We start from the raw sequence: 25,450 nt of genomic DNA, 5'->3' as shown, positions 1-25,450 counted from the left end.
GGTTCGTGATCGTTCCGTTACTGAACGGCCGTTTCATCTCGACAAGGTAACGGCCCCCACGTACACTCGACGAGTCCCCGGGCCGCCCACGAGGCCCAGGACCCGTGGCAGGACGTCTCGAACCCGTCTCCTGCCTCGATCGGAAACGATGACGAACGGATGGGGTCCGCCCCTCCGCCCCACCCAGGCGGAGACGGTGACGAGACGCCGGAGACACCACCCTTGACGCAGACCGGTTCCGCCGCGGACGACCAGACGACCGCGAACCCGACGAACACCGCGAACGCCACACCGCTCACCCGGCGGGCCGCGCGCCAGAACGAAGCCCCCGCCCGTCGCATCACCCCCGTCCGCGACGCCCCGCTCCCCGGCGGCCGTCGTGCCGCGCAGGCCGCCCGTGCCGCCGAGAGCGCCAAGGCGAGCAGCTCGGCCCGCAAGCGCCGCTTCCTCGCCCCGGTCGTGCTCACGGTCGCCGCGGGCATGTTCGGCACGGTCGCCGTCGCACCCGCGTTCGCGGCGACGCAGCAGACCGGCTCCACCGCCGCCGAGGCCCAGCGTCAGGTCCGCGCGACCGAGGCCCAGCAGTTCTCGGTCTCCGACGCGGTCGCCCTCGCCGGCACCGCGCGCGACGGCTACGGCGCCACCGCGCAGTCGACGCTCGACGCCGAGGCCGCGCAGAAGGCCGCTGCCGAGCAGGCCGCCGCCCAGGCAGCAGCGACCCAGGCGGCTCGGGCGCAGACCGCGAAGCAGTACTCGTCCTACAGCGGCCCGAGCGCCGACCAGATCGCCACCACGGCGGCTGCCGCGAACACGCCGTTCTCACTGCCGGCCGTCGTCGCGACCGCGAAGCAGTACATCGGCACTCCGTACGTCTTCGGTGGCGCGGACCCGTCCGGCTTCGACTGCTCGGGCTACATCATGTACGTCTACGCGCAGTACGGCATCAGTCTCGCGCACTCCGTGCCGCTGCAGGACGCCGCGGGCACCACGATCCCCGAGTCCCAGGCGCAGCCGGGCGACGTCGTGATCTTCAACGACGGCTCGCACGACGGCTTCTACATGGGCAACGGGATGATCATGGACGCCCCGAAGCCCGGCGGCTCGGTCTCGATCCGCCCGATCTGGACGAGCAACTACCACATCGTGCGCTTCGGGATCTGACCCGAGCACCCGCGCAGCGGTGACGACCCGAGTGTCGTTCCCGTGAACACTCCCGGAAACCGGCCCGCACACCCTCGTGCCGGGCCGGTTCCTGACGTAGCCTGATGTCGCACCGGTGTCGAAGCCGGCCCGAACACGGGAGACCTCATGTCAGCGTTCCGCACGACCCGCACCACGGGTCGGCGCGCGCTCGTGGACATACGGTCGACCGCGCCCTGCGTGCACCATCACGCCCCTGTCTGACGAGAGCACCGCCCATCCGGGTGGTGCTCTTCGTGGTTCAGGGCGTGGTCGCAGACCGCGGCCCCCTGTCGGCGCCGTTCGGCCCGACGCACCCGCAGCGCCTGGAAGCCGTCCAGGCACCGTCGGAAGGGAACCCATGCGCACTCTCGTCCTCAACGCCGGATACGAGCCCCTCGCGGTGATCTCGGACCGGCGGGCCCTCGTGCTGGTCATGAACCAGAAGGCCGCCATCGTCGCCGCCGACGCCGACCACCCGGTCACCGGGTCGACGACGAGCTTCGACCGTCCGTCCGTCATCATCCTCACCCGGTACGTGCGCATCCCGCACGCGAGACTCGTCCCCGTCTCGCGTCGCGGTGTCCTGCGGCGCGACGCGAACCGCTGCGCCTACTGCGACCGGCACGCCACCACGATCGACCACGTGCAGCCGCGGTCGCGCGGTGGCCAGGACTCGTGGGAGAACCTCGTCGCCTGCTGCCTCGCCTGCAACAACACGAAGGGTGACCGCACCCCGCAGGAGATGGGGTGGCGGCTCCGCTTCCGGCCGAAGGCGCCGCACGGGGCGTCCTGGGTGGTGCGGGGGATCGAGCGCCCGCAGTCGGAGTGGGACGAGTACCTGGTGGCCGCGTAGCGCGGTCCCGCACCACGTCGGACGGGAGGCACGGGGCGGCGCCGCCACGCGCCTCCCGTCCGTCCCCGGTCGCGCCGGCCGCCGCGCGGCTGCTCGCGTGGACCGTCCCGCGCGTGGGAGACCGATCCGCTCGTAAGATGACGTTCCTCCGGGCCTCCGATGCGCGGAACGTCCTTCCATCGCGCGCGTGATGGGAAGGAACGGGCAGGCGTAGCGTGCGGGCCATGAGCGAGACGCCAGTGATCGACGACGCCACGATCGAGGACCTCCGTGCCCGGCTGCGTGCCACGCGTTGGCCGGACGCACCCGCCAGCACCGGATGGTCGCTCGGCGTCGACGTCGACGAGCTCCGCTCCCTGGCCGAGTACTGGGCCGACGGGTTCGACTTCGACGCACACCGGGAGCAGCTCGCCGCGCTGCCGTCCGAGCGACACGTCGTCGACGGCATCCGGGTGCACGTCCTGCGCGCACGAGCCGAGCAGCCGGATGCGCTCCCACTGCTGCTCGCCCACGGTTGGCCGGACTCCGGGTGGCGGTACCGCAAGGTCCTGCCGATGCTCGTCGACGCCGGCTTCGACGTCGTCGTGCCGGACATGCCCGGCTACGGGTTCTCGGACGCGCCACCGCGGGTGCTCGATGCTCGCGAGGTCGCCGGCATGTGGGCGACGCTGATGACCGACCTCGGGTACGAGCGGTTCGCGGCCTCCGGCGGGGACATCGGCACGCACGTCGTCCGCTACCTCGCGCTCGACCACCCCGACCGGGTCGTCGCGGCGCACCGGATCGACGGCGGGCTGGCCTGGCCGGGGATCGACACCACCGAGCTCTCGCCGGCCGAACGCTCCTTCGTGCAGGAGACCGAGCGCTGGCGGACCGCCGAGGGTGCCTACGCGATGATGCACCGCACGAAGCCACAGACCGCCGCGGTCGGGCTCACCGACTCGCCCGCGGGCCTCGCCGCGTGGATCGTCGAGAAGCTGCGGTCGTGGAGCGACTGCGGTGGGGACCTGTGGTCGGTGTACACGCGGGACGAGGTGCTGGCGCTGCTGACGGAGTACTGGGCGACGGCGACGATCGGGTCCTCGATGCGGATGTACCACGCGAACGCCGCGATCCCCGCCGCGCAGCTGAGCCGGCGGGTGGAGGTGCCGTCGGGGTTCTCGGTGTTCCCCGGCGACATCGTGCGTGCGCCGCGGGAGTGGCTCGAGCGGACGACGAACCTCGTGTACCACCACGAGCTCGACCGGGGCGGGCACTTCGCGCCGTTCGAGCAGCCGGAGCTGTTCGTGGACGAGGTCTGCGCGTTCCTGGAGCCGTACCGCCGCTAGAGTGGACGGGCCAGCCTCTGTAGCTCAACGGAAGAGCAGTTCCGTCCTAAGGAAACGGTTGGGGGTTCGAGTCCCTCCAGGGGCACCAGCCGGGCGTGGCCCGACGTCGTGCGGCGACCGCAGGGCACCCGGGACGGTCACCGGTTCTCCACAACCGTCGCCCTGGACGGTAGTGCGGCCCGCTCGCCCCGTACGATTGACCCCGTGTCCAAGGTCCTGAGCAGTCTCCCCGTCGGCGAACGAGTCGGCATCGCGTTCTCCGGAGGTCTCGACACCTCCTGCGCGGTCGCCTGGATGCGCGAGAAGGGAGCGGTGCCCTGCACGTACACGGCCGACATCGGCCAGTACGACGAGCCGGACATCGACGCCGTCCCCGGTCGCGCGAAGGAGTACGGAGCGGAGATCGCCCGCATCGTCGACGCGAAGAGCGCCCTGGTCGAAGAGGGCCTCGTCGCCCTGCAGACCGGCGCCTTCCACATCCGCTCCGGCGGCAAGACCTACTTCAACACGACGCCGCTCGGTCGCGCGGTCACGGGCACGATGCTCGTCCGTGCGATGCGCGAGGACGGCGTCGACATCTGGGGCGACGGCTCGACCTACAAGGGCAACGACATCGAGCGGTTCTACCGCTACGGCCTGATGGCCAACCCGCGCCTGCGCGTCTACAAGCCGTGGCTCGACACCGAGTTCGTCGAGGAGCTCGGCGGCCGCAAGGAGATGAGCGAGTGGCTCGTCGCCCGGGGCTTCCCGTACCGAGACTCCACCGAGAAGGCCTACTCGACCGACGCGAACATCTGGGGCGCGACGCACGAGGCGAAGAGCCTCGAGGAGCTCTCGAGCGGCCTGGACATCGTCGAGCCGATCATGGGGGTCGCCGCCTGGCGTGACGACGTCGAGGTCGCGACCGAAGAGGTCTCCGTGCGCTTCGAGGCGGGCCGGCCGGTCGCGATCAACGGCGTCGAGTACGCCGACGCCGTCGCGCTCGTCTACGAGGCGAACGCCATCGGTGGTCGCCACGGCCTCGGTGCGTCCGACCAGATCGAGAACCGCATCATCGAGGCGAAGAGCCGCGGCATCTACGAGGCGCCGGGCATGGCGCTGCTGCACATCGCCTACGAGCGCCTGCTCAACGCGATCCACAACGAGGACACCGTCGCGGCGTACCACAACGAGGGCCGTCGCCTCGGCCGTCTGATGTACGAGGGCCGCTGGCTCGACCCGCAGTCGCTCATGCTCCGCGAGTCGCTGCAGCGTTGGGTCGCCTCGGCGGTCACCGGCGAGGTCACGCTCCGCCTGCGTCGCGGTGACGACTACACGATCCTCGACACGACGGGTCCGGCGCTGTCGTACCACCCGGACAAGCTGTCGATGGAGCGAGTCGGCGACGCGGCCTTCGGTCCGGACGACCGGATCGGCCAGCTCACGATGCGGAACCTCGACATCGCCGACTCGCGCTCGCGCCTCGAGCAGTACGCGGCCGCCGGCCTCATCGGTGGCGCGACCGGCGAACTCGTCGGACAGCTGCAGTCGGGCGAGGCCGAGGAGATCCTCGGCGGCGCGCTCGTCTCCGACGCCGACGACGCACTCGGTCGGGCCACGGACGCCGCGTCCGAGGGTGCCGCGTTCGACTCCGGCACCGACTGACCGACACCCGACACCACGCAACGGGAGTCCCTGCCGACCGCAGGGGCTCCCGTTCGTGCGTTCGTGGGCGACGACGGCGACCGAGCGCACGGACGACGGACGGGAGGCGCGGTGCCAGCCGGCACCGCGCCTCCCGTCCGGTGGCGTGCCGGCGACTACCGCCGCTCGGCGGTCTCCGGACGCTTCTGCCGCCAGGGTTTGGCGGGAACGTCCGGCCCGTCCCAGACCTGCACCGCACCCCATGCGGCGGCGAGGAGCGGCACCGAGATGATGGCGCCGGTGATGCCGGCGAGCACGGTGCCCGCGGTCAGCCCGATGAGGATCACCAGGCCGTGCAGCTTGAGCGTCTTGCCCATGAGCACCGGCTGGAGCAGGTTGCCCTCGAGCTGGTTCACGAGGACCACGATGCCGACGACGATGAGCGCAGCGACCGGGCCGTTGGCGACCAGTGCGACCAGGGCTGCGAGGATGCCAGCAGCGGTGGCGCCGACGATCGGGATGAAGGCCGTGATGAACACGACGACGGCGAGGGGGAGTGCGAGCGGCACCCCGACGATCGCCAGGCCGACGCCGATGCCGACGGCGTCGACCGCGGCGACGCTGGCCGTGCCGCGGACGTACCCGCCGAGGGTGTGCACGACGCGGTCGCCGACCCGGCGGGCGCGCTCGTACCGGGCGCCCGTGAACGGGCGCAGGAGGAACTCCCAGATGGCGGGGCCGTCCTTGAGGAAGAAGAACAGCACCACGATCATCAGCACCAGGCCGGTGAGGAAGTTCGCGGTGGCCGAGGCGCCCGCGAGCGCTCCGGAGCCGAACTGCGAGCTCGTCAGGAAGTCCTGGACGCCCTTCACCGCCTGGTCGACCTGCCCGTCGGAGATCGAGATCGGCAGGTGCGCGGCGAAGTCCTGCAGCTGGTCGAACCCGCGCAGGGCCGACTTCTGCAGGTCGGGCCACTGGGCGATGACGGCGACCACGATGAGCCAGCCGACCAGCCCGAGGACGACGAGCACGCCGAGGAGCACGGCGAGGGTCGCGAGCACCGAGGGCACCTTGTGCCGCCGGAGCCAGGAGACGACAGGGTGCATCGCCGACGCGATGATGAGCGCGAGGAGCACCGGGATCGTGACGACGCTGAGGGTGGCGGCCGCGTAGACGACGCCGATGGCGATCACGAGCACGATGATCACCTGCAGGCACCGGGTCGCGAGGCTCCCGAATCCGTCGGTCCACTTGCGGACGAACGGCCCCGGCGTCGCGTCGGACGGGGTGGTGGTGTTGCCGAACAGGGGCATGAGGCTCCTCGTTGGTGGTGCGGGACCACCACGCTACCGACGCGGTCGTCCCGCGGACCGGTGCCGGCCACGCCCCACGGTGCCCACGGTGGGGGTCGGGTGCGCGCCGTGCATCGTGGGCGGTCGCCGGTAAGCGCATCGGCGTGGACGCAGTACTCCGCCACTCCTACGCTGGATCCGCCGGGTTCTTCCTCAGGGTCCCGTCGTCACGATGCCCTCGCGGTCTGCGAGGTCTGGCACAGCGGGACGGCCCGGTCGGATCCGGAGTGCGCACCACTCCGACGAAGGGCAGGTTGCCGTGACCGCCACGTACTACCCCTGCACCGCGCACCTCGACTTCTCGGCGGGCCAGACCCGCACCCCCGCCTCCTCGTTCGCGCAGACGATCCTGGCGGAGCTCTCGTGACGCCCCGGCCCACGGAGGACTGGCACCGGCACGGCATGCGCTCACCCGACGAGATCGCGGACATCATCGCCGATCGCGTCGGTGGCGCCTCCGACACCACGGCCCCGGCCGGAGCGGAGCACGACGAGCCGTCGTACGCGGACTTCCTCGGCGACCAGGTCTGACGCGTCGGGCCGACGGGCCTCCCGCCCCCTGAACAGGGGACTCGCGGCCCGTCCGGCTCGAATGAACAATGCTCGGACAGGGCTGCGAGCCCCCTCCGCCTCACCAGCGGAGTCCGGATCAGGGAGGACCCGACGTGCACGACCACGACACCCACCCGTTCGACCGCCACATCGGCCCGCCCCATGTCGAACGGTTCCGGCTCACCCGGACCGACGAGACACTGCAGGTCGTCTGCACGTGCGCGATCGGGGCGGACCACGACAACACGATCCGGCACCCGACCGCTCCCGCGATCGGCTGAGTCGCCGGGGTGAACGGCAGCCGGGTGCTGCCGGTGAATCCGGGCGTCGGCGCGGACGGAGCGCGATACTGGTCGCGTGCGTGAACTCCAAGCCGCCATCGCCGCGGACCTCGACGTCCAGCCGACCATCGACCCGGAGCAGGAGGTCGCCCGCCGCGTCGGGTTCCTCCGCGACTACCTGACCACGACCGGCGCGAAGGGCTACGTCCTCGCCGTCAGCGGCGGCCAGGACTCGACGCTCGCCGGGCGCCTGACCCAGCTGGCGGTGGAGTCACTGCGAGCCGAGGGGCGCGAGGTCGAGTTCGTCACCGTCCGCATGCCCTACCGGGTGCAGGCGGACGAGGACGACGCGCAGCTCGCGCTCCGCTTCATCGCGGCGGACCCGGGCATCGTCGTCAACATCGAGCACGGCGTCGACGGGGTCGTGCAGGACACGGCCGCCTCGGGGGTCGAGCTGAGCGACTTCGTGAAGGGCAACGTCAAGGCCCGCATGCGGATGGTCGCCCAGTACGCCGTCGCGGGTCAGCGCGGGCTGCTGGTCATCGGCACGGACCACGCGGCCGAGGCCGTGACCGGCTTCTTCACGAAGTACGGTGACGGTGGCGTCGACCTCACGCCCCTGACCGGCCTGACGAAGAGCCAGGGGCGCCAGCTGCTCGAGCACCTGGGCGCTCCGGCCCGGCTCTACGAGAAGGCCCCCACCGCCGACCTGCTCGACGACCTGCCCGGGCAGACGGACGAGGCGAACCTCGGTCTGACGTACGTCGAGATCGACGCCTACCTGCAGGGTCACGACGTGCCGGCCGAGGTCGCCGAGGCGATCGAGACCCGGTACCGCGCGACCGAGCACAAGCGTCGCGTGCCCGCAACGCCCTTCGACAGCTGGTGGCAGCAGGGCGCGTAGCCCCGACCACCGCAGGTCCGGACGGGAGGCGCGGTGCAGGTCCGACCTGCACCGCGCCTCCCGTCCGTCGACCCGGCGGTCCTCCACAGCCACGGACACGGGACTGCCGCAGCCGTGCCCGCGCTCCTGGGATGATCCCGACGGAACGACGGATGCGGAACCCCGGTCGCGACGGACGCGACGGGGGGGGGGGGGGGGGGGGGGGGGGGATCATGGAAGTCCTGCTCGCGCTCGGCGCGGTCCCGCTGATCATCGTGGGGCCGCCGCGGCGGGCCCGCTGGCGCAGGCCCGCGCATCGCAGGGCGTCGTCGAGCAGGAACAGATCACGGCCCAGAAGCGCGCCGAGCTCCGCCGCGCCGAGCTCGAGTCCGAGGTCACCGCCGTCGCCGAGGCGAACGCGCGGAAGACCCGGGTCGAGGCCGAGGCGGCCGCGGCTGCCCAGGTCGAGACCGCCCGCGCCCATGCCGAGGCCCGGCGCATCTCCGCAGAGGCCGTCGCCGCCGAAGCCCAGGCCGAGGCAGACGCCCGCAAGCTCGCGGCAGACGCGTCCCGTGCCGAGGGTGCGGCCGCGGCCGACGCCATCCGTGCGAAGGGTCACGCCGAGGCGGACGCGACCAAGGCGCAGGCAGACGCGCTGGCGCAGCACTCCGAGGCCGTGCTCCGGGTGAAGGCGATCGAGACTCGACGCGCTGCTCGGTACGACGGCCGGCTTCACGTTGAGCGACATCGTGAAGAGCACGACGACCGGTCAGGCAGCGGCTCGCGCGGTGGCGCGCGAGCAGGAAGCGTCCGCCGCGGACTGATCCGGCGCGAGAGCACGCCGCCGGGCGCGACGAGGTCAGGCCTCGTCGCGCCCGTCGCCGTCCCGGCGGCGCTGCTGGCCGCCCGCGTCCTCACGCTCGCCGTGGTCGGAGCGCTCGCTGCCGACCCCGTGCCCGCCCTCCGGCTGCACTGCGGCACGCTCGGCCGCGAGCCGCTGCTGCCACACGACGCTGCGGGCGGCACCCGCGAGCACGTCCTCGACCTTGCCGCCGGTCTTCGACGCCAGTGCGCCGCTCAGGCCGGCGGTGAGCGTGCCGCCCGCCGCAGCGAGCTGCTCCACCACTTCCTCCTGCCGAGGGGTGAGCGGTTCGTCGACCATGCTGTCGATGGTCTCGCGGATGTTCTCCTCGCTCGCGTCGAGCGCGCCGTCGTCCCCTGCGTGCAGGGCGGCGGCCTCGCCGACGACGACGAGTCCGAGCCGTGCGGCGTCGTCCTCCGGGGTGGGGCGTTCGTTCTCGTCGGTCATGACGCGGACGGTACGCCTCCGGTCATGTGCGGCCCGGGCGCCCTGTACCCCCGGACGCAGGTCACCCCGGGCCACGAGCGTGGTCCGGGGTGACGGGTGCCGACGCCCCCGACGTCGGTCGGCGGCGGTGTCCGCGCTGGGTCAGCGGCGAGCGCCGCGGCCCGCGAAACGGGTGTACAGGAACAGCACGATGACGGCACCGATGATCGAGCCGATGATGCCGGCCGGCTGGAAGAAGCCGTCCATCGGGTCGTGCTGGAAGATGAGGAAGCCCAGGAACCCGCCGACGAACGATCCGACGATGCCGAGCACGATCGTCATGAGGATCGACATGTGCTGCTTGCCGGGGATGATCAGCCGGGCGAGGGCGCCGGCGATGAGGCCGATGATGATGAGGCTGATGATGAGACCGAGCACGGTGTCCTCCTTGGTTCGGACCGTGCCGCGGTCAGGGGTGCCCGCGGTCGTGGTCGGGTCCCGATTGAACTCCGGGGTCCCTCAGCGTCCACCCAGCTTGTATGGAGGTACAGGAGCGGGTGGCGCAGCGCCGGTGCTCAGACCGCGCCGGTCGCCTCGAGCTCGGCCTGCAGCTCCGCGTCCGACGGCTCGACGAAGTGCCTGCCGTTCGGCAGCACCACGACGGGGATGTTCTTGCGGCCGCTGATCGCCTCGGCGCGGTCCGCGGCGGACAGGTCGGCCTCGACGTCCACGTAGTCGTAGTCGACCCCGAGGCGGTCGAGCAGCGCCTTCGAGCGTCGGCAGTCGCGGCACCAGTCCGCGCCGAACATCGTCACCTTGTCGAACGTCGCATCAGTCATGTCCGTACAGTACGTCCGGCACCGATCGGACATTCCCGCGACCCTCCGCCGGGCGGGGGAGCACGATGGCGCCATGACCGCGATGACGGACGGCTCCGTCCACCCGCACCACCGCCACGGCTGGTGGTGGAAGACCCTGCTCGCCGGGTTCGTGCTCTGGGTGGTGACGATCGTCGTCACGGTCGTGACGAGCAACACGAACCTCGTGCCGACGATCATCCTGCTGGGGAGCTTCCTCGTGCCCTTCACGGTCGTGCTGTTCGTGATCGAGCGGGTCACGGGCACGGTCAGCACGATGCAGCTCGTGACGGCGTTCTTCGTCGGCGGCGTCCTCGGCGTGCTCGGCGCGTCGCTGCTCGAGGCGGACCTCCGCCAGGGCGCGTTCGTCTTCGTCGTCGTCGGCTTCGTGGAGGAGTTCGTCAAGGCCGTCCTGCTCGTCGTCGTCGGGTGGCGGGTCCGTCCGAAGACCGCGCGGCAGGGGGCGTTGCTCGGGGCCACGATCGGTGCCGGGTTCGCCGCGTTCGAGTCCGCCGGGTACGCCTTCAACGCCGCGATCACCCAGCGCGGCATCGACCTGTACTCGCTGCTGCAGACCGAGGTGGTGCGGGCCGTGCTCGCACCCGTCGGCCACGTGCTGTGGACGGCGGTCGTCGGGGCGGTGCTGTTCGGTGCGGCCCGAGGGGGCGCGCGGTTCCGGTGGTCGTGGTCGATTCCGGCCGCCTACGTCGTCTCCTCGGTGCTGCACGGGCTCTGGGACAGCAACGCGACCCTGTCCACGGTCCTCGCGTTCGTGCTGACGGGCACCCCGTTCTCCGCGGCGGCTTCGGGGGCGGTGCCTCCGGGGCTCGTGGGCTTCGCGACGACGCTGTACGTGGTCGGGTTGCTCGTCGTGACGCTCGTCGGGGTCGTCGTCCTGGTCGGGGTGTTGCTGCACCACCGGCGCGTGGACCGCGCCCGCGCCGCTGCCCGGGACGCCGCGGCACCCGTGTGGCAGACCACGCCTCCGCCGCACGCGCCCTGACGCCGGGCGCGACGCGGACTCCCGCGCACCCTACGATTGCCCCATGCCGCAGCGACCCGACCCCGACCGGGCCGCGTGGGCCTCGGCGGCCGTCCGCCGCTTCGCAGCGGCGACCAACCTGCTCGTCGCCGCCCGTGGCTTCCGGGTCCTCGGCGGTGACCCCGGCGACGCCACGGTCCTGACCGCGTTGCTCGTCGGCCTCGGCGCGCGTGCCGCCGAGGAGCACGAGCCCGTCGACCAGCTCTGGTGCCTCGGCGAACCCGAGGAGTCCACCGCGGCCGTGGAACGCGAGGCCGACCGGCCCCGTGGGGCCACCCTCGTCGTCGTCGACGCCGGACGGTACGCTCCCGCGGTCGACGAGGACGCCTTCGGTCCGGTCGCGCCGGTCCGGCCCGGCGTGCTCACCGTCCCCGCGCTGTCGGACGACGTGTTCCTCGTCTCCACCGGCCGGGAGCCCGAGCAGGACCCCGCCGCCGCAGCCCGGATCCGCTGGGCCCGCCGTGCCATGCCGGTCTCCCGTGCCGTCGCGGCGGAACTCCGGGACGGCGGGCTGCTCCGTGGCACCCGCGTCGGGGTCTCGATGGTCCTCGAGCCGAAGACGGCGGTGCTCAGCCTGCTCCTCCGCGACGCCGGAGCCGACGTCGTCGTGTACGCGCACGCCGACGAGACGGACGACGCCGTCGCCGACGAGCTGCGCGCGGCCGGCCTGCCCGTCCACGCCAGCAGCACCGCCTCGCTCGCCGAGCAGCGGCGGCTCGCCCTGACGATGCTCGACTCCCGCCCGCACGTGCTGCTCGATGACGGTTCGCACCTGATCCGACTCGCGCACCAGGAACGTCCCGACCTGCTGCCGACGATGCTCGGCGCGGCGGAGGAGACGACGAGCGGCCTCCGTCCCCTGCGGCGCATGGCCGAGCGGGGCACGCTCGGCATCCCGGTGGTCGCGGTGAACGACGCCAGGACGAAGACGTTCCCCGACAACCGGCACGGCACGGGCCAGTCCACGGTGTTCGCGACGGTCGACCTGGTGGACGGCATCCCGTCCGTCGCGCACCGGGTCCGGGCGGGAGGCACTGCCGTCGTCGCCGGGTTCGGCCCCGTCGGCGAGGGGGTCGCCCAGGTGCTCGTCGCACTCGGCCTGCACGTGACGGTCGCCGAGGTCGACCCGGTCCGGGCGCTGCAGGCGCGCTTCGCCGGGCACGCCGTCGCGCCGCTCGTCGACGCCGTGCGCGAGGCCGACCTCGTGGTGAGCGCCACCGGGGTGGCGGGCACGATCGACCACGCCGTCCTGCGGGCCTGTGCTGCCGGCGCCGTCGTGTCGGTGGCGGGAGGCGTCGACCACGAGGTCGCGCTCGACGACGCGGCGGCGGCCGGTGCCGTCCGGACGACCGAGGCACCGCACGTGGAACGCGTCACCTGGCCGGACGACCACCACGTGGTGGTCCTCGCCGGCGGCGGCGGCGTGAACACGAGCGCGGCGGAGGGCAACCCGGTCGAGGTCATGGACCTGTCCTTCGCCGTGCAGCTCGGCGCCCTGCGCATGCTGCTCGAGCGCGGGGACGAGCTCGAGCGGGACGTCGTGCCGGTCGACGCCGCGGTGGACGAGGTGACCGCGCGTGCGGCGCTCGCCGCCTGGGGGAGCCGGGTCGCGCCTCCCGGCCCGCGCGCCGAGCAGCCCGTCGACCGCGAGCCGGACGTCCGCACGCACCGCTTCGGAGACCCGTCGTGAGCGCGGGGTCCGTCGTCGTGCACGCCGCACGCGTCGTCGTGCCGATGACCGCACCGCCGATCGCCGACGGCGCGGTCGCGGTCCGGGACGGTCGGATCCTGCACGTCGGCGACCGGTCGTGGGTGGTCGACCAGCTCGACGCGGCCGGACACGCCTGGACGGAGCGGCGGTGGCGCGGCGCGCTCCTGCCCGGTCTCGTCAACGCGCACTCCCACCTGCAGTACACCGGCATGTGCGGTGTCGGACAACGGCAGTACGCAGGGTTCGAGGACTGGGCAGCCGCCTTCAACGAGGACTACGCGCTGCCGCACGACTGGCGGGCCGAGGCCGCCGCCGGGGCCGTCGCCTCGATCGAGGCGGGGGTGACGAGCATCGCCGACATCGTGACGGACATCGAGGCGGCGGACGTCCTCGAGCAGCACGGCCTCGGTGGCATCGCCTACTGGGAGGTCATGGACTGGGAGAACGCGGCGTGGGAGTCCCACGGTCGCGACCAGGTCCTCGACGAGCTCGCGCGGATCCCGACCACGCCGGGCGCGGGCCTCTCGCCGCACGCGCCCTACTCGCTCGACGTCGCACCGTTGCTCGAGCTCCCCGACATCGTGCGCCAGCGCGGACTCCGGCTCCACCTGCACCTGGGCGAAGCGGCGTTCGAGGGTGAGCGGATCGCGCTCGGGCCGGTGCCCGGGCTCGACGGGGTCGACGGGGTCGGGCACACCGCCGACTGGCACCTGGCGAACGTGCCGTCCTTCCGGGCGATGCGCGCGCTCGGGTTCGGGGCGAGTGCGACGGCCTTCGTCGACCGCCTCGGCGTGCTCGGGCCGGACTGCCACATCGCCCACGGCGTCTACATGACCGCGTCCGACCGTGCGCTCCTCCGCGCCCGCGGCACGACGGTCGCCCTCTGCCCCCGGTCCAACGCGGTCATCGGGCTCGACCCGCCGCCGGTCGCCGACTACCTGCGCGAGGGCAGCCCGATCGCGATCGGCACCGACTCGCTGTCGTCGTCACCGTCCCTCGACCCGATGGCCGACGTCACCGCGCTGCACCGCATCGCCCGCTCGCAGGGCTACGCGCACCGTGACCTGCACGAGCGGCTGCTCGCCGCCGCGACGCTCGGCGGCGCCCACGCCATGGGGCTCGCCGTCGGACCGGACCGCACCGGCCACCTCGCCGTCGGGGCCCGGGCCGACCTGGCCGTGTTCGACGTCGACGCCCGGACCGTGCCCGACGCGCTCGCCGAACTCGTCGAGGACGGTGCCGGCCGGGCCGTCGCGACGATCGTCCGCGGCGACGTCCGGGCCAGCGACGGCACCGTCCACCCGTGGTCCCCCGCCCACGACCCCGCCCCCGCTCGTCCCCAGGAGGAACGATGACCGACACCGCACCCCGTCCCGGCATGGTCGCCCGCCGCACCGTCGGCGGCGACCTGATCGAGTGGCTCGACGTCCCGCAGCGCGCCGCGGCGCTCGGCATGGAACCGCACCCGGAGGGCGGTTGGTACGTCCGCACGTGGACCTCGCCGGCGACCGTCGAGACCGCGGCGGGGGATCGGCCCGCCGCGACCCTCATCCACTTCCTGCTGCCGCCGGGGGAGTCCTCGGCGTGGCACCGGGTGACGAGCGACGAGATCTGGATGTGGCACGGACCGGACACCGTCGTGCTCGAGCTCGGTGGGTCCGGGGACGCGCCGGAGCCCGGGGACCGCATCACCCTCGGCCCCGACGCCGGACGGCACCGGGTGCACGACGCGCAGGCGTTCGTGCGCGGGGGCGTCTGGCAGCGGACCCTGCCCGGCGACGGCGAGGTGCTCCTCAGCTGCCTGGTGTCCCCGGGCTTCTCGTTCGACGACTTCACGATGGCGTAGCGACCAGCGTCGCGGGCGGTCATCCGCTTCGCGCTGGTATCCCAGTCACCGGTACACTGCGACCTGCCCCCGCTCCCTGACGAAGGCCCGCCCGTGACCCGCACCCGCCGTCTCTCCCTCGCCGCTGCGACCGCCGCGGTCGCCGTCCTCGCCCTCTCCGCCTGCTCGGGCGGTGGCGACAGCAGTGGCGACGGCACCGTCACCGACGGCAAGCTCACCATCGCGACCGGTCAGCCCGCCTACTCCCCGTGGGTGGAGGACGACGACCCGCAGTCCGGCAAGGGCTTCGAGTCCGCCGTCGCGTACGCCGTGGCGAAGGAGATGGGCTACGACGAGGCGGACGTGGTCTGGAAGCGCAGCACCTTCGACAGCGCGATCGCCCCCGGGCCGAAGGACTGGGACCTCAACGTCCAGCAGTTCTCGATCGACGCGAAGCGCAAGAAGGCCGTCGACATGTCGACGCCGTACTACACGACCACGCAGGCGGTGGTGACGACGAAGGGGTCGAAGGCCGCCGACGACACCACGGTCGCAGCACTGGCGCAGGACACGATCGGGGTCGCCTCCGGCTCGACGAGCATCAGCTCCGTGAAGGACGTCCTCGGTGTCACCCCGCAGGTCTTCAACTCGAACGACGACGCCGTGCTGGCCCTGAAGTCGGGTCAGATCGACGCGATCGTGACCGACCTGCCGACCGCGTTCTACATGTCGGCCGCGCAGCTCGACGACGGCACCGTGTCGGCCCAGTTCCCCCAGGACGGCAAGGGCGACCAGTTCGGGTTCGTCCTGCCGAAGGACTCTGCACTGACGAGCAAGGTCGACGACGCGCTCACGTCGCTGCAGGAGGACGGCACGCTCGCCGACCTGCAGACGAAGTGGCTCTCCTCGGAGACGAACACCCCCGTCCTGCAGTAGACGCATGACCGCTCCCGCAGGCTCCGGTGCACCGGTGGCCGCCCCCGCACCGAGCCAGGTCGAACTGGAGCGACGGCTCTACCGCCGCCAGCGCGGCCGCCGCTCGGTCGTCGTGTCGGTCGTCTCGACGCTCGTCGTGATCGCGGTGGTCTGGCTCGGCGTCGTGAACACCCCCGGTTGGGCCGCGGTCCAGCAGTCGTTCTTCGACCCGCAGACCGCGATCGACACGTTCCCGGACGTGCTGCTCGGCCTGTGGTTGAACATCCGGATCCTGATCTTCAGTGTGATCGGCGTCGCGGTGCTCGGCACCCTGCTCGCCGTCGTGCGCGGGCTGCGGAACCCGGTGTTCTTCCCGCTGCGGATGCTCGCGACGGCGTACACCGACCTGTTCCGCGGGCTCCCGCTCATCATCGTGCTGTACCTGGTCGGCTTCGGCATCCCGGGGCTCGGGATCTTCCCGCGGCAGCCACCGGAGGTCTGGGGCACGATCGCGATCGTGCTGACGTACTCGTCCTACGTCGCCGAGGTGCTCCGCGCCGGCATGGAGGCCGTGCACCCGTCCCAGCGCCTGGCCGCCCGCTCGCTGGGCCTGTCCCACGCGAAGACGCTGCGGCTGGTCGTGCTGCCGCAGGCGGTCCGCAAGGTGACGCCGGCGCTCATGAACGACTTCGTGTCCATGCAGAAGGACGTCGGTCTGGTGTCGATCCTCGGCGCGGTCGACGCGGTGCGGAGCGCGCAGATCGCGCAGGCCGAGACCTACAACTTCACGCCGTACTTCGTCGCGGGCCTGCTGTTCGTCGTGATCAGCCTCCCGCTCATCCGCGTGACGGACGCGGTCGCACGCCGACAGCAGCGACGCGAGCAGATCGGGGGGACGGTGTGACCGGGACGTCGGAGCAGACGGTGCACGTGCTCGAGCTGCGCGGGCTGCGCAAGTCGTTCGGCGACCACGAGGTGCTGCGCGGGATCGACCTGACCGTGCACCGGCACGAGGTCATCTGCGTCATCGGGGCGTCCGGGTCCGGCAAGTCCACGCTCCTCAAGACCGTGAACCTGCTCGAGGGCATCGACGACGGTGAGATCCTGCTCCAGGGGACGGACATCGCGGACCCGCGGACGGACGTCGACGCGACGCGCGCACGGATCGGTGTCGTCTTCCAGCAGTTCAACCTCTTCCCGCACATGACCGTGCTCGACAACGTGACGCTCGCCTCGCGGCAGGTGCACGGGGTCGGCAGGGCCGAGGCGGAGGCCACCGCCCGCCGGCTGCTCGACCGCATCGGCCTGGCGGACTTCGCGGGCGCCTACCCGGACCGGCTCTCCGGCGGCCAGCAGCAGCGCGTCGCCATCGTCCGGGCGATCGCGACCACGCCAGAGCTGCTGCTGCTCGACGAGGTGACGAGCGCGCTCGACCCGCAACTCGTCGGCGAGGTGCTCGACCTGGTGCGCGAGCTCAAGGAGCAGGGCGCGACGATCCTCATGACCACGCACGAGATGTCGTTCGCCCGGAACGTCGCCGACCGGATCGTGTTCCTGCACCGCGGCGAGGTCGTCGAACAGGGCGCCCCGGCCGACGTGCTCGACCGCCCGCAGCACCCGGCGCTCGTCGAGTTCCTCTCGCGCGTCCACGCCTGACCCCGCCGACGTTGCGTCTCGCGGAAGGGGCGGAAGCAGCGCGGGACTACACCGCGAGCAGCACCTTGCCGATGACCTCGCCGTCCCGCACGCGCCGGTGCGCCTCGGCCGCCTCGGCCAGCGGCAGGACCGAGTCGACGACGGGGCGGATCCTGCCGTCCGCGACCATCGGCCAGACGTGCTCGCGCACCGCCGCGACGATGGCCGCCTTCTCGTCGGCTGGACGGGCACGCAGCGTGGTGGCGCTGATGGTCGCGCGCTTGCGCATCATCGCGCCGAAGTCGAGTTCGCCCTTCGCACCGCTCCCGGCAGCGATCACGGCGATGTGCCCGTTCGGTGCGAGCACCTCGAGGTGCTTCGCCAGGTAGTCCGCGCCGACGACGTCGAGGACCACGTCGACCCCGCGGCCGTCCGTGAACGCCAGTGCACGTTCCACGAAGTCCTCGGTGCGGTGGTCCACCACGAGGTCCGCGCCGAGCTCGCGGGACGCCCGGACCTTCCGCTCGCCGCCGCTCGTCGCGATCACCCGGGCTCCGAGGGCCTTCGCCCACACGACGGCGTGCGACCCCATGCCACCGGTGCCGCCGTGCACCAGGAGGGTCTGCCCGGGTCGGAGCCCCGCGATCATCCCGAGGTTCGAGTACACAGTGCACGCGGCCTCCGGCAGCCCGGCGGCCTCGACCAGGTCCACCCCGTCGGGCACCGGCAGCACCTGCGTCGCGGGCACCACCACGAGCGTGGCGTAGCCGCCGCCCGAGAGCAGCGCGCACACCCGGTCACCCACGGCGAACCCGTCCACGCCCTCGCCGAGCGCGCGGACGGTCCCCGAGACCTCGAGCCCGAGCACCTCGGAGGCGCCGGGCGGCGGCGGGTAGTTGCCGGCGACCTGCTGCAGGTCGGCGTTGTTCACGCCCGCGGCGATGACCTCGACCAGGACCTCGCCGGGGCCCGCGACCGGGTCCGGGTGCTCGTCGAGTCGGAGTCCGCCGTCGTGCGCTGTGATCGCCTGCATGCCTCGACGCTACGCCGGACCCGGCGACACCCTGGACGGTCGGCCTGTAGCGTCGGAGCGGATCCGCGCCCGTCCGGGAGCGCGGACGTGGACAGGGGGACACACATGCCCAGGAAGACCATCGCCGTCGCGACCGCCGCGCTCGCCGTCGCACTGCTCGCCGGCTGCTCGTCCGGAGGCTCGGGGGCCTCGGACGACGACGGCGCCGCGGCCGGTTCGTCGGCGAGCTCGGCGAGCGCCGCGCCGGAGTCTGCGACGCCGAAGGCCGCGTCGCAGAGCAAGGCCGAGGCGTGCAGCGCCTTCCAGTCGAAGGTCGAGGACGCCGCGAAGGACCTGCAGGAGCAGTCGAGCCAGTTGCAGGCCGACCCGGCCGCCGCCCTGGCGAAGCTGGACGAGCTCGACCAGTCGGTGTCCGAGGGGGTCTCGTCGGTGCAGAACGCCGAGGTCAAGCCCAAGGCGGAGGCCTTCCAGGCCGCGTACCGCGACCTGCTCACCCAGGTGAAGGCGATCTCCCAGGATCCGGCCTCTGCGGACATGACGGCGTTCGGAGCGTCCACGCAAGGGCTCGAGGCCGCGAGCAACGACTTCCGCACGGTCTGCCCGCTGTCCTAGCCGTACCTGCACCACGACACCCCGCCCACCGATCGGTGGGCGGGGCGTCGTCGTGCGGTGGTCGCGCGCGGATCAGACGGCCGGACGGGCCGCGTCCAGCCGCGCGACGTCCTCGTCGCGGAGCTTCACCGTCGCCGCGACGACCGAGTCGAGGATCGACTGCGGGCGCGACGCCCCGGGGATCGGGATGACGACGTCGCTCTTCTGCAGCTCCCACGCCAGCGCCACGACCTGCGGGGAGACGTCGCGCTCCCGGGCGATCACGGCGAAGTCCTCGTAGGCGGTCCCCAGGTCCGCGGCCTTGGCGATGCCGCCGAGCGGGCTCCACGGCAGGAACGCGATGCCGAGCTCGTCGCACAGCTCGAGTTCCGGTTCGCTCGACCGGAACGCGGGCGAGAACTGGTTCTGCACCGAGGCGAGGCGCCCGCCGAGGACCTCGTTCGCCAGGCGGATCTGGTCCGGGTCGGCGTTCGAGATGCCCGCCATCCGGATGACGCCCTCGTCGAGGAGCTCCGCGAGCGCACCGATCGAGTCGGCGTACGGGACGGCAGGGTCGGGTCGGTGGAACTGGTACAGGCCCACGGCGTCGACGCCGAGCCGCTTCGCCGAGGCCTTCGCGGCCTCCTTGAGGTACTCCGGCCGACCGTCCTTGGCCCACGGACCCGGTTCCGGTCGCAGGTGACCGCCCTTCGTGGCGACGAGCACGGCGTCCGTGTCGCCGTGGAACTCCCGGACCGCCTTCGCGATGAGCTCCTCGTTGTGCCCGACCTCGTCCTTCGCCGCCTGGTGGTACGCGTCGGCGGTGTCGATGAGCGTCACGCCCGCCTCGAGTGCCGCGTGGATGGTCGCGATCGCCTGCCGCTCGTCGGGGCGCCCCTCGATGGACATGGGCATGCCGCCCAGTCCGATCGCGCTGACCGACACGTCTCCGATGACTCGTTGCTTCATGCGCCCAGCATGCGCCGACGGGTCGGCGCGATGCCCAGCGTGTCCCCTCCGGACAGGACGGACGGGAGGCACGTGGCGACGCTGCCACGTGCCTCCCGTCCGACGGACGTGCGGCTAGGGGCGCTGCAGTGCGGTCACCTGGCCGGCACCCGTCGCCGAGTCGGTCGCCTCCGCGAACACGACCCCGCCCCAGGTGACGACCACGATCGCGAGGACGAAGCCGAGCGCCGCGATCCACCACGACGAGCGACGACGCACCCAGGCCCCGACGGCGAGCACGACGGTGGCGACCCCGATCACGAACGATCCGCCCGCCGCGATGGCCGCGCCGCCGAGGAACCGGCCCGGCGAGCAGCCCCTCGCGGCATCGCACCCTGCGGTGGCCGACGCCACCGCGATGATCCCGATGACCACGGCGAGGATCGTCAGCAGGGCTCCGGCCGCGAGCAGCAGCACCGTCGACACCCGGTCCGCGATCCGCCCGGCGGGGAACAGCGTGGTGCCGCCACGCACCCACTCGGCGCGTTCGGTGCTCCCCTGGCCGGACTGTGACGGACCGGACTGCGGACCGGACGGCGGGGACGGGTTCGACCAGGTCATGCGTCCGGTCTACCGCGCCTCGACGCCGAAGGCCCGGGCGAGCCGCTGGATCTTCTGCGCGCGGCCGAGTCGCGGCAGGTCCGAGCCGTCGCGGATGACCTGCCCGCGGGCCTCGAAGTCGTCGAGAAAGTCCTGCGCCCACGCGACGTCGGTCGGGGTGGGGGAGATGACTTCGTTGATGACGGGCAGCTGCTCGGTGTCCAGGCAGAGCTTGCCGGTCAGACCGAGCGACACCGCGACCTGGGACTGCTCGCGGAGGATCGCGTGCGCCGATCCGACCGTGGGGCCGTCGATCGGACCGGGCAGGTCGCCGACGCGGGAAGCGACGACGAGTCGTGAGCGCGGGTAGGCCATCGCGAGCGTGTCGGCCGAGGTCCCGGTGTCGCGGCGGTAGTCGCCCGAGCCGAACGCCAGGCGGAACGCGCCCTGGGCCTTCGCGATCGAGGTCGCTTCCTCGATCCCGAGCGCCGACTCGACCAGGGCGATCACCGGGGTGTGGCCGCCGAGCCGGTGCCAGGTGTCGGTGACCTGCGCGGGCGACTCCGTCTTCGCGAGCATCACGCCCTGCAGCCCGGGGAGCCCCCGGAGCTCCTCGACGTCGTCCGCCCAGAAGTCCGTCGTCACGTCGTTGATCCGCACCCATGCCTCGCCGCCGCCGGCCAGCCACGAAGCGACCGTGGCGCGGGCGCCGGGCTTGGCGGCGGGGTCGACCGCGTCCTCGACGTCGAGGATGATCTGGTCGGCGCGCGACCGCTGCGCCCGTTCGAAGCGGTCCGCCGCGGTGCCGGGCACGAGGAGCCAGGACCGGGAGATCTCGGCGGGGACCGAGCGCCGCCGGTCCGGCCGGGCCGACGAGGGAGCAGGGGCGGACGGGGCGGGACGGTCGTCGATGGCCATGCCCACGTTGCTACCACATCGCCCGCTCGGGGAGGGTGCCGGGCCCGCACGGAAACCCCGAAACCTCGGGTCATTGCCAGAGAGGCCGCCCGCTTCCGCCTACAGTGTCGGATGTGTGGCGAGACAGGGTGACCGACGGCGCGGACGACGGAAACGACGACGTCCCCGTCGAGGGCGCCGCTGCGCCCGTGGACGGACGGGAGCAGCAGGACGCCGTGACCGACGAACCGGACCGCACGCTGCGTCCCGAGCTGCAGCTCACGAGCCCGCAGGCGATCAGCCTGGGTGACCCGCGCCTCCAGGCCGGCAACGCCGCCGAGCCGACGTGGGACGCCTGGCGGAGCCAGCTGACCGGCGTCGGCGGCACGAGCCCGCTCACGCACTTCAGCGACCACCCGCGCGCACGGATCGAGCTGTCGACCACGCATCCCGGCGGTCTCGCGCAGTTCATCACCGGCAAGACCACCCTGCTCTCCAGCCTGATCCGCGACGAGGTCGCGCTGCGTGCCGCGCGTGTCGCCGCCGCCCAGGTCGAGGCGAAGGGCACCGAGCTCGCGACGGTGCGCGGCATCGACGCGGTCAAGCTCGGCATCGGCATGGCCGACTGGCAGCACGGCGACGAGCACTTCCGCGGCCCGGTCCTGCTCCGGCCGCTCGCGATCCGTCGGCACGGCCGCGACTTCGAGGTCCGGTTGCTCGGCGAGCCCGTGCTCAACCCGGGCCTGGCCGACGCACTGCACGAGCAGTACGGGGTCATCCTCGACGCGCAGTCCTTCGTGGCGCTCGCGCAGCAGGACGGCTCCTTCACGCCGAACCCCGTCATCGACCGACTGCGCGGGCTGACGGCGCACATCCCGGGGTTCTCGGTGCACGCACGCCTCGTCGTGTCGACCTTCGCCGAGGTCTCGAGCGGCATGGTCGAGGACACCGGCGACCTGTCGCACCCGGTGCTCGACGCCCTGGCCGGCAACCCGAGTGCGAAGTGGCAGGTCGAGCAGTCCTACCACCCGGTCGAGCAGACGCCGTCGGACGAGCGCAGCCCCGAGACCGACACGCTCCTGCTCGACGCCGACGACGAGCAGGAGAACGTGATCGCGCAGATCACGGCAGGCAACTCGATCGTCGTGAAGACGCTGCCCGGCACCGGCGGCACGCAGACGATCGTCAACGCGCTCGGCGGCCTGGTCGCCGCGAACAAGCGCGTCCTCGTCGTGAGCCCCCGCCGCGCGACCCTGCGCGGCATCGCGGCGCGCTTCACCGAGGTCCAGCTGCCCGGTGTCGCCGTCACCCCCGCGACGCTCCGCCGCGACGTCGTCCGCGCGATCGCCCGCAACGAGAAGGCGTCGCGACCGAACCTGCGCGAGGTCGACGACGCACTCGTCCGGCTCCGCAAGGTGCTCACCGACTACCGGGGCTCGCTCACCCGCGTCGACCCCGACTTCGGCGTCTCGGTCCTCGACTGCCTGGTCGAGCTGTCCCGCCTGTCGCTCCTGCCCGTGCCGCCGTCGACGACCGCGCGCCTGTCGAAGCGCTCGGTGACGAGCATGGTCGAGGGACGGTCCCGCGTCGCCGAGACGATGGTCAGCGCCGCGAACCTCGGCGAGTTCCGCTACGGCCCCGACGACTCGCCCTGGTACGGCGCGAAGTTCGGCTCGAGCGACGGCGCGCAGCGGGCGCACAAGACCGCGAAGGACCTCGACGCCGACGGATTGCCGACGCTGCTCCGTCGCGCGCACGATCTCGTGGCGACGACGCACATGCGGCAGTTCACCACGATCAACGAGCTCGGCATCTACCTCCGCCTGCTCACCGAGATCCGGGACACCCTCGACCGCTTCCTGCCGGTCGTGTTCGACCGATCGGTCTCCGAGCTCGTCGCCGCCACCGCCCCGCGCGGCGAGGGCGCGCCGATGTCCTCGACGAACCGACGCCGCCTGAAGAAGCTCGCCCGCGAGTACGTCCGCCCCGGCGTGCACGTCTCCGACCTGCACGAGGCGCTCACCCGCGTGCAGCAGCAGCGCGTGCTCTGGCAGCGGTACGTCGCCGCCGGCGTGAACCCCGAGGTGCCCACGGGCATCGGGGACGTCCAGGTGCTCTTCTCGAACGTGGTGCAGGACCTCGCCCGGCTCGACGAGCCCCTCGGTCGCACCGAGCGGGACCGTCAGCTCGCGAACCTGCCGATCGACGAGCTCGTGCCGACGATCGCCGAGCTCGCCGCGGAGTCCGACGTGCTGCACAACCTGCAGGAGCGCACCGAGCTCATGCAGACGCTCCGCGACCTGCAGCTCGAGCCGCTCATCACCGACCTGGCGAACCGCCACGTACCGGACACCCAGGTGCCGGCCGAGCTCGAGCTCGCCTGGTGGCAGTCGGCGCTCGAGACCATGCTCGAGTCCGACCGTGCGCTGCTCGGCGGCAACACCGACATGCTCGACCGGGTCGAGGCCGACTTCCGGCTCGTCGACGACGCCCACGCGGCCGGGGTCTCCCAGGGCCTCGCGTGGCAGCTCGCCGAGAACTGGAAGGTCGGGCTCGTCGACTGGCCGGACGAGGCCACCGCGCTGAAGACGCAGCTCAAGGAGGGCGCGATCACCTCGCGCCTGCTGCAGGACTCGGCCCCGCACCTGTCGCGATCGATCGCCCCGGTCTGGTTGGCGTCGCCGTACGAGGTCCCCGAGATCGCCGACACGATGCCCTTCGACACGGTGATCCTCGTCGACGCCGGAGCCGTCACGATCGCCGAGACCGTCGGCGCCGTCCGACGTGCCCGGCAGACCGTCGTGTTCGGCGACCCGGTGACGCAGACACCGTCGCCGTTCCGGATCGCGGTCGACCCCGACCACCGCGCACTGCAGGTGGACGAGGGCACGCTCGACGCCCTGCACGCCGACTCGGCGCTCGCGAAGCTGTCAACGCTCCTGCCGACCCTGTCGCTGACGCGCTCGTACCGCGCCGGCGGCGAGGACCTCGCCGAGCTCGTGAACCGTCGCTTCTACGGCGGTCGGATCGAGTCGCTGCCGTGGGCCGGGTCCTTCCTCGGCCACGGTTCGATCGCGATCGACTACGTCAGCGACGGCAAGGCCGTGCCGGACCCCGAGTCCGGTGCCGTCGAGAGCGTCGACGCCGAGGTGGACCGCGTCGTCCGGCTCGTGATGGAGCACGCCCGCACACGCCCGACCGAGTCGCTCATGGTCATCACGGCCTCGGCGAAGCACGCGGTGCGCGTCGAGCAGGCCGTGCTCACCGCGGCGCAGGGGCACAAGGACCTGACGGAGTTCGTGATCGGCGACCGCGCCGAGCCGTTCATCGTCGCCACGCTCGAGCAGTCGGTGGCGCAGAGCCGCGACCGCGTCGTGTTCTCGATCGGGTACGGCCGGACCCCCCACGGGCGGGTGCTGCGCGACTTCGGTCCGCTCGGCAAGCCCGGTGGTGAGCGTCTGCTCGCCGTCGCGATGACGCGTGCTCGTCGCTCGATGGTGATCGTCACGTGCTTCCAGCCCTCCGACATCGAGGCGGAGCGCATGGGACACGGCACGGTGGCCCTGGCGGAGATCCTCGCCGAGGTCCGCGCCCGCACCACCGCCGAGTACGTGCCGGACGACTCCGACCCGCTGCTCGTCGACCTCGCCCGGCGCCTCGAGATGCGCGGCATCCCGGTCGCGCTCGGACACCGCGGCAAGCTCGGCCTGGTGGCGGCGCACGGCGGCGTCTGCGTGACGATCGAGACCGACGCGTCGCTCGTCCGGGGTTCGCTGCGCGAGACCCTGCGGCTCCGCCCCGAGGTGCTCCGTCGACTCGGCTGGCACTACGTGCGCGTGCACGCCTTCCAGCTGTTCTCCGACCCGGACCGGGTGGCGGACACGGTGGCGTCGGTGCTCGGCGTCGACCGCGGTGCCACCCAGGAGATCTCCATCCCCCCGATCCCAGCCCGCCGGTGAGCCGGTCCCGGCGCGCATCCCGGGCGGCCGGCCCGGTGACGCCGGAGACGGACCAGCTGGTGGGCACGTGGACGCGGGCTGACGACGCAGCGCAG

The 25,450-nt window shown here is 72.6% G+C and carries 24 protein-coding genes and 1 tRNA gene; 17 read left to right on the top strand and 8 right to left on the bottom strand.

Annotation, left to right across the window (positions count from 1 at the left end):
* Window positions 1-222: 222 nt before the first annotated feature.
* From DEJ22_RS13680 to argG, 5 genes are all read left to right on the top strand, one after another.
* Entirely contained in the window at window positions 223-1,161 is a 939-nt protein-coding gene (locus DEJ22_RS13680) for a C40 family peptidase (RefSeq protein ID WP_111228517.1), read from the top strand.
* A 379-nt stretch (window positions 1,162-1,540) separates the two neighbouring features.
* Complete coding sequence (locus DEJ22_RS13675; RefSeq protein ID WP_111228516.1) at window positions 1,541-2,035, top strand: HNH endonuclease; 495 nt, start codon at window positions 1,541-1,543, stop codon at window positions 2,033-2,035.
* Between the two features lie 224 nt (window positions 2,036-2,259).
* Window positions 2,260-3,363, top strand: coding sequence for an epoxide hydrolase family protein (locus DEJ22_RS13670; protein ID WP_111228515.1), 1,104 nt, complete (start codon window positions 2,260-2,262; stop codon window positions 3,361-3,363).
* 13 nt (window positions 3,364-3,376) lie between these two features.
* Window positions 3,377-3,451 (top strand) — tRNA-Arg (locus DEJ22_RS13665).
* Between the two features lie 116 nt (window positions 3,452-3,567).
* Entirely contained in the window at window positions 3,568-5,007 is a 1,440-nt protein-coding gene (gene argG, locus DEJ22_RS13660; protein WP_111228514.1) for an argininosuccinate synthase, read from the top strand.
* A 155-nt stretch (window positions 5,008-5,162) separates the two neighbouring features.
* On the opposite strand, the gene DEJ22_RS13655 is transcribed toward argG, so the two are convergent.
* Window positions 5,163-6,299: an AI-2E family transporter gene (locus DEJ22_RS13655; RefSeq protein ID WP_111228513.1), complete on the bottom strand. Its 1,137-nt coding sequence runs from the start codon at window positions 6,297-6,299 to the stop codon at window positions 5,163-5,165.
* 441 nt (window positions 6,300-6,740) lie between these two features.
* Between DEJ22_RS13655 and DEJ22_RS13650 the strand changes: the two genes are divergently transcribed.
* The 3 genes from DEJ22_RS13650 to nadE all read left to right on the top strand — a co-directional run bounded on the left by DEJ22_RS13650 (window position 6,741) and on the right by nadE (window position 8,075).
* Window positions 6,741-6,869 (top strand): hypothetical protein, encoded by a 129-nt coding sequence (locus DEJ22_RS13650; protein WP_258379750.1) that lies wholly within the window; start codon window positions 6,741-6,743, stop codon window positions 6,867-6,869.
* A gap of 134 nt (window positions 6,870-7,003) precedes the next feature.
* Window positions 7,004-7,171 (top strand): hypothetical protein, encoded by a 168-nt coding sequence (locus tag DEJ22_RS13645; RefSeq protein ID WP_181430996.1) that lies wholly within the window; start codon window positions 7,004-7,006, stop codon window positions 7,169-7,171.
* A 76-nt stretch (window positions 7,172-7,247) separates the two neighbouring features.
* A complete protein-coding gene (nadE, locus tag DEJ22_RS13640; protein WP_111228512.1) occupies window positions 7,248-8,075 on the top strand; it encodes an NAD(+) synthase in 828 nt (275 codons plus the stop codon).
* A gap of 838 nt (window positions 8,076-8,913) precedes the next feature.
* On the opposite strand, the gene DEJ22_RS13635 is transcribed toward nadE, so the two are convergent.
* From DEJ22_RS13635 to DEJ22_RS13625, 3 genes are all read right to left on the bottom strand, one after another.
* Window positions 8,914-9,363, bottom strand: coding sequence for a hypothetical protein (locus tag DEJ22_RS13635; protein WP_111228404.1), 450 nt, complete (start codon window positions 9,361-9,363; stop codon window positions 8,914-8,916).
* A 141-nt stretch (window positions 9,364-9,504) separates the two neighbouring features.
* Entirely contained in the window at window positions 9,505-9,780 is a 276-nt protein-coding gene (locus DEJ22_RS13630) for a GlsB/YeaQ/YmgE family stress response membrane protein (protein ID WP_111228405.1), read from the bottom strand.
* 137 nt (window positions 9,781-9,917) lie between these two features.
* Window positions 9,918-10,181, bottom strand: a complete 264-nt coding sequence (locus DEJ22_RS13625) for a glutaredoxin family protein (RefSeq protein WP_111228406.1) — start codon at window positions 10,179-10,181, stop codon at window positions 9,918-9,920.
* Between the two features lie 73 nt (window positions 10,182-10,254).
* Between DEJ22_RS13625 and DEJ22_RS13620 the strand changes: the two genes are divergently transcribed.
* The 7 genes from DEJ22_RS13620 (at window position 10,255) to DEJ22_RS13590 (ending at window position 17,348) form a co-directional block, all read left to right on the top strand.
* The gene (locus DEJ22_RS13620; protein WP_111228407.1) at window positions 10,255-11,202 is read left to right on the top strand and encodes a PrsW family intramembrane metalloprotease; all 948 of its coding nucleotides are present in this window, start codon (window positions 10,255-10,257) and stop codon (window positions 11,200-11,202) included.
* Between the two features lie 43 nt (window positions 11,203-11,245).
* Window positions 11,246-12,931, top strand: a complete 1,686-nt coding sequence (locus DEJ22_RS13615) for an adenosylhomocysteinase (RefSeq protein ID WP_111228408.1) — start codon at window positions 11,246-11,248, stop codon at window positions 12,929-12,931.
* Entirely contained in the window at window positions 12,928-14,307 is a 1,380-nt protein-coding gene (locus DEJ22_RS13610; protein WP_349775147.1) for an amidohydrolase family protein, read from the top strand. The genes DEJ22_RS13615 and DEJ22_RS13610 overlap by 4 nt, the downstream gene beginning before the upstream one ends.
* Window positions 14,304-14,798: a cupin domain-containing protein gene (locus DEJ22_RS13605; protein ID WP_258379738.1), complete on the top strand. Its 495-nt coding sequence runs from the start codon at window positions 14,304-14,306 to the stop codon at window positions 14,796-14,798. Before DEJ22_RS13610 ends, DEJ22_RS13605 begins: the two co-directional genes overlap by 4 nt.
* Before the next feature lie 93 nt (window positions 14,799-14,891).
* On the top strand, window positions 14,892-15,713 hold the full coding sequence (locus DEJ22_RS13600; RefSeq protein WP_111228409.1) for an ABC transporter substrate-binding protein: 822 nt from the start codon (window positions 14,892-14,894) through the stop codon (window positions 15,711-15,713).
* Between the two features lie 4 nt (window positions 15,714-15,717).
* Window positions 15,718-16,596: an amino acid ABC transporter permease gene (locus tag DEJ22_RS13595; RefSeq protein WP_111228410.1), complete on the top strand. Its 879-nt coding sequence runs from the start codon at window positions 15,718-15,720 to the stop codon at window positions 16,594-16,596.
* Window positions 16,593-17,348, top strand: coding sequence for an amino acid ABC transporter ATP-binding protein (locus tag DEJ22_RS13590; RefSeq protein WP_111228411.1), 756 nt, complete (start codon window positions 16,593-16,595; stop codon window positions 17,346-17,348). Before DEJ22_RS13595 ends, DEJ22_RS13590 begins: the two co-directional genes overlap by 4 nt.
* A 46-nt stretch (window positions 17,349-17,394) precedes the next feature.
* On the opposite strand, the gene DEJ22_RS13585 is transcribed toward DEJ22_RS13590, so the two are convergent.
* Entirely contained in the window at window positions 17,395-18,360 is a 966-nt protein-coding gene (locus tag DEJ22_RS13585; protein WP_111228412.1) for an NAD(P)H-quinone oxidoreductase, read from the bottom strand.
* 105 nt (window positions 18,361-18,465) lie between these two features.
* Between DEJ22_RS13585 and DEJ22_RS13580 the strand changes: the two genes are divergently transcribed.
* Window positions 18,466-18,972, top strand: coding sequence for a hypothetical protein (locus DEJ22_RS13580; RefSeq protein ID WP_111228413.1), 507 nt, complete (start codon window positions 18,466-18,468; stop codon window positions 18,970-18,972).
* 72 nt (window positions 18,973-19,044) lie between these two features.
* Here DEJ22_RS13580 and DEJ22_RS13575 read toward each other — a convergent pair whose 3' ends face one another.
* The 3 genes from DEJ22_RS13575 to DEJ22_RS13565 all read right to left on the bottom strand — a co-directional run bounded on the left by DEJ22_RS13575 (window position 19,045) and on the right by DEJ22_RS13565 (window position 21,417).
* Window positions 19,045-19,920, bottom strand: coding sequence for an aldo/keto reductase (locus DEJ22_RS13575; protein WP_111228414.1), 876 nt, complete (start codon window positions 19,918-19,920; stop codon window positions 19,045-19,047).
* Window positions 19,921-20,034: 114 nt separating this feature from the next.
* Entirely contained in the window at window positions 20,035-20,520 is a 486-nt protein-coding gene (locus DEJ22_RS13570; RefSeq protein ID WP_111228415.1) for a DUF6264 family protein, read from the bottom strand.
* Between the two features lie 9 nt (window positions 20,521-20,529).
* Window positions 20,530-21,417 (bottom strand): HpcH/HpaI aldolase/citrate lyase family protein, encoded by an 888-nt coding sequence (locus tag DEJ22_RS13565; RefSeq protein ID WP_220033816.1) that lies wholly within the window; start codon window positions 21,415-21,417, stop codon window positions 20,530-20,532.
* Window positions 21,418-21,545: 128 nt separating this feature from the next.
* Between DEJ22_RS13565 and DEJ22_RS13560 the strand changes: the two genes are divergently transcribed.
* The gene (locus tag DEJ22_RS13560) at window positions 21,546-25,355 is read left to right on the top strand and encodes an ATP-binding protein (RefSeq protein ID WP_111228416.1); all 3,810 of its coding nucleotides are present in this window, start codon (window positions 21,546-21,548) and stop codon (window positions 25,353-25,355) included.
* Window positions 25,356-25,450 lie beyond the last annotated feature (95 nt).

Source organism: Curtobacterium sp. MCSS17_007, from assembly GCF_003234175.2.
GTDB lineage: Bacteria > Actinomycetota > Actinomycetes > Actinomycetales > Microbacteriaceae > Curtobacterium.
This window is presented reverse-complemented; position numbering and strand designations above follow the sequence as displayed.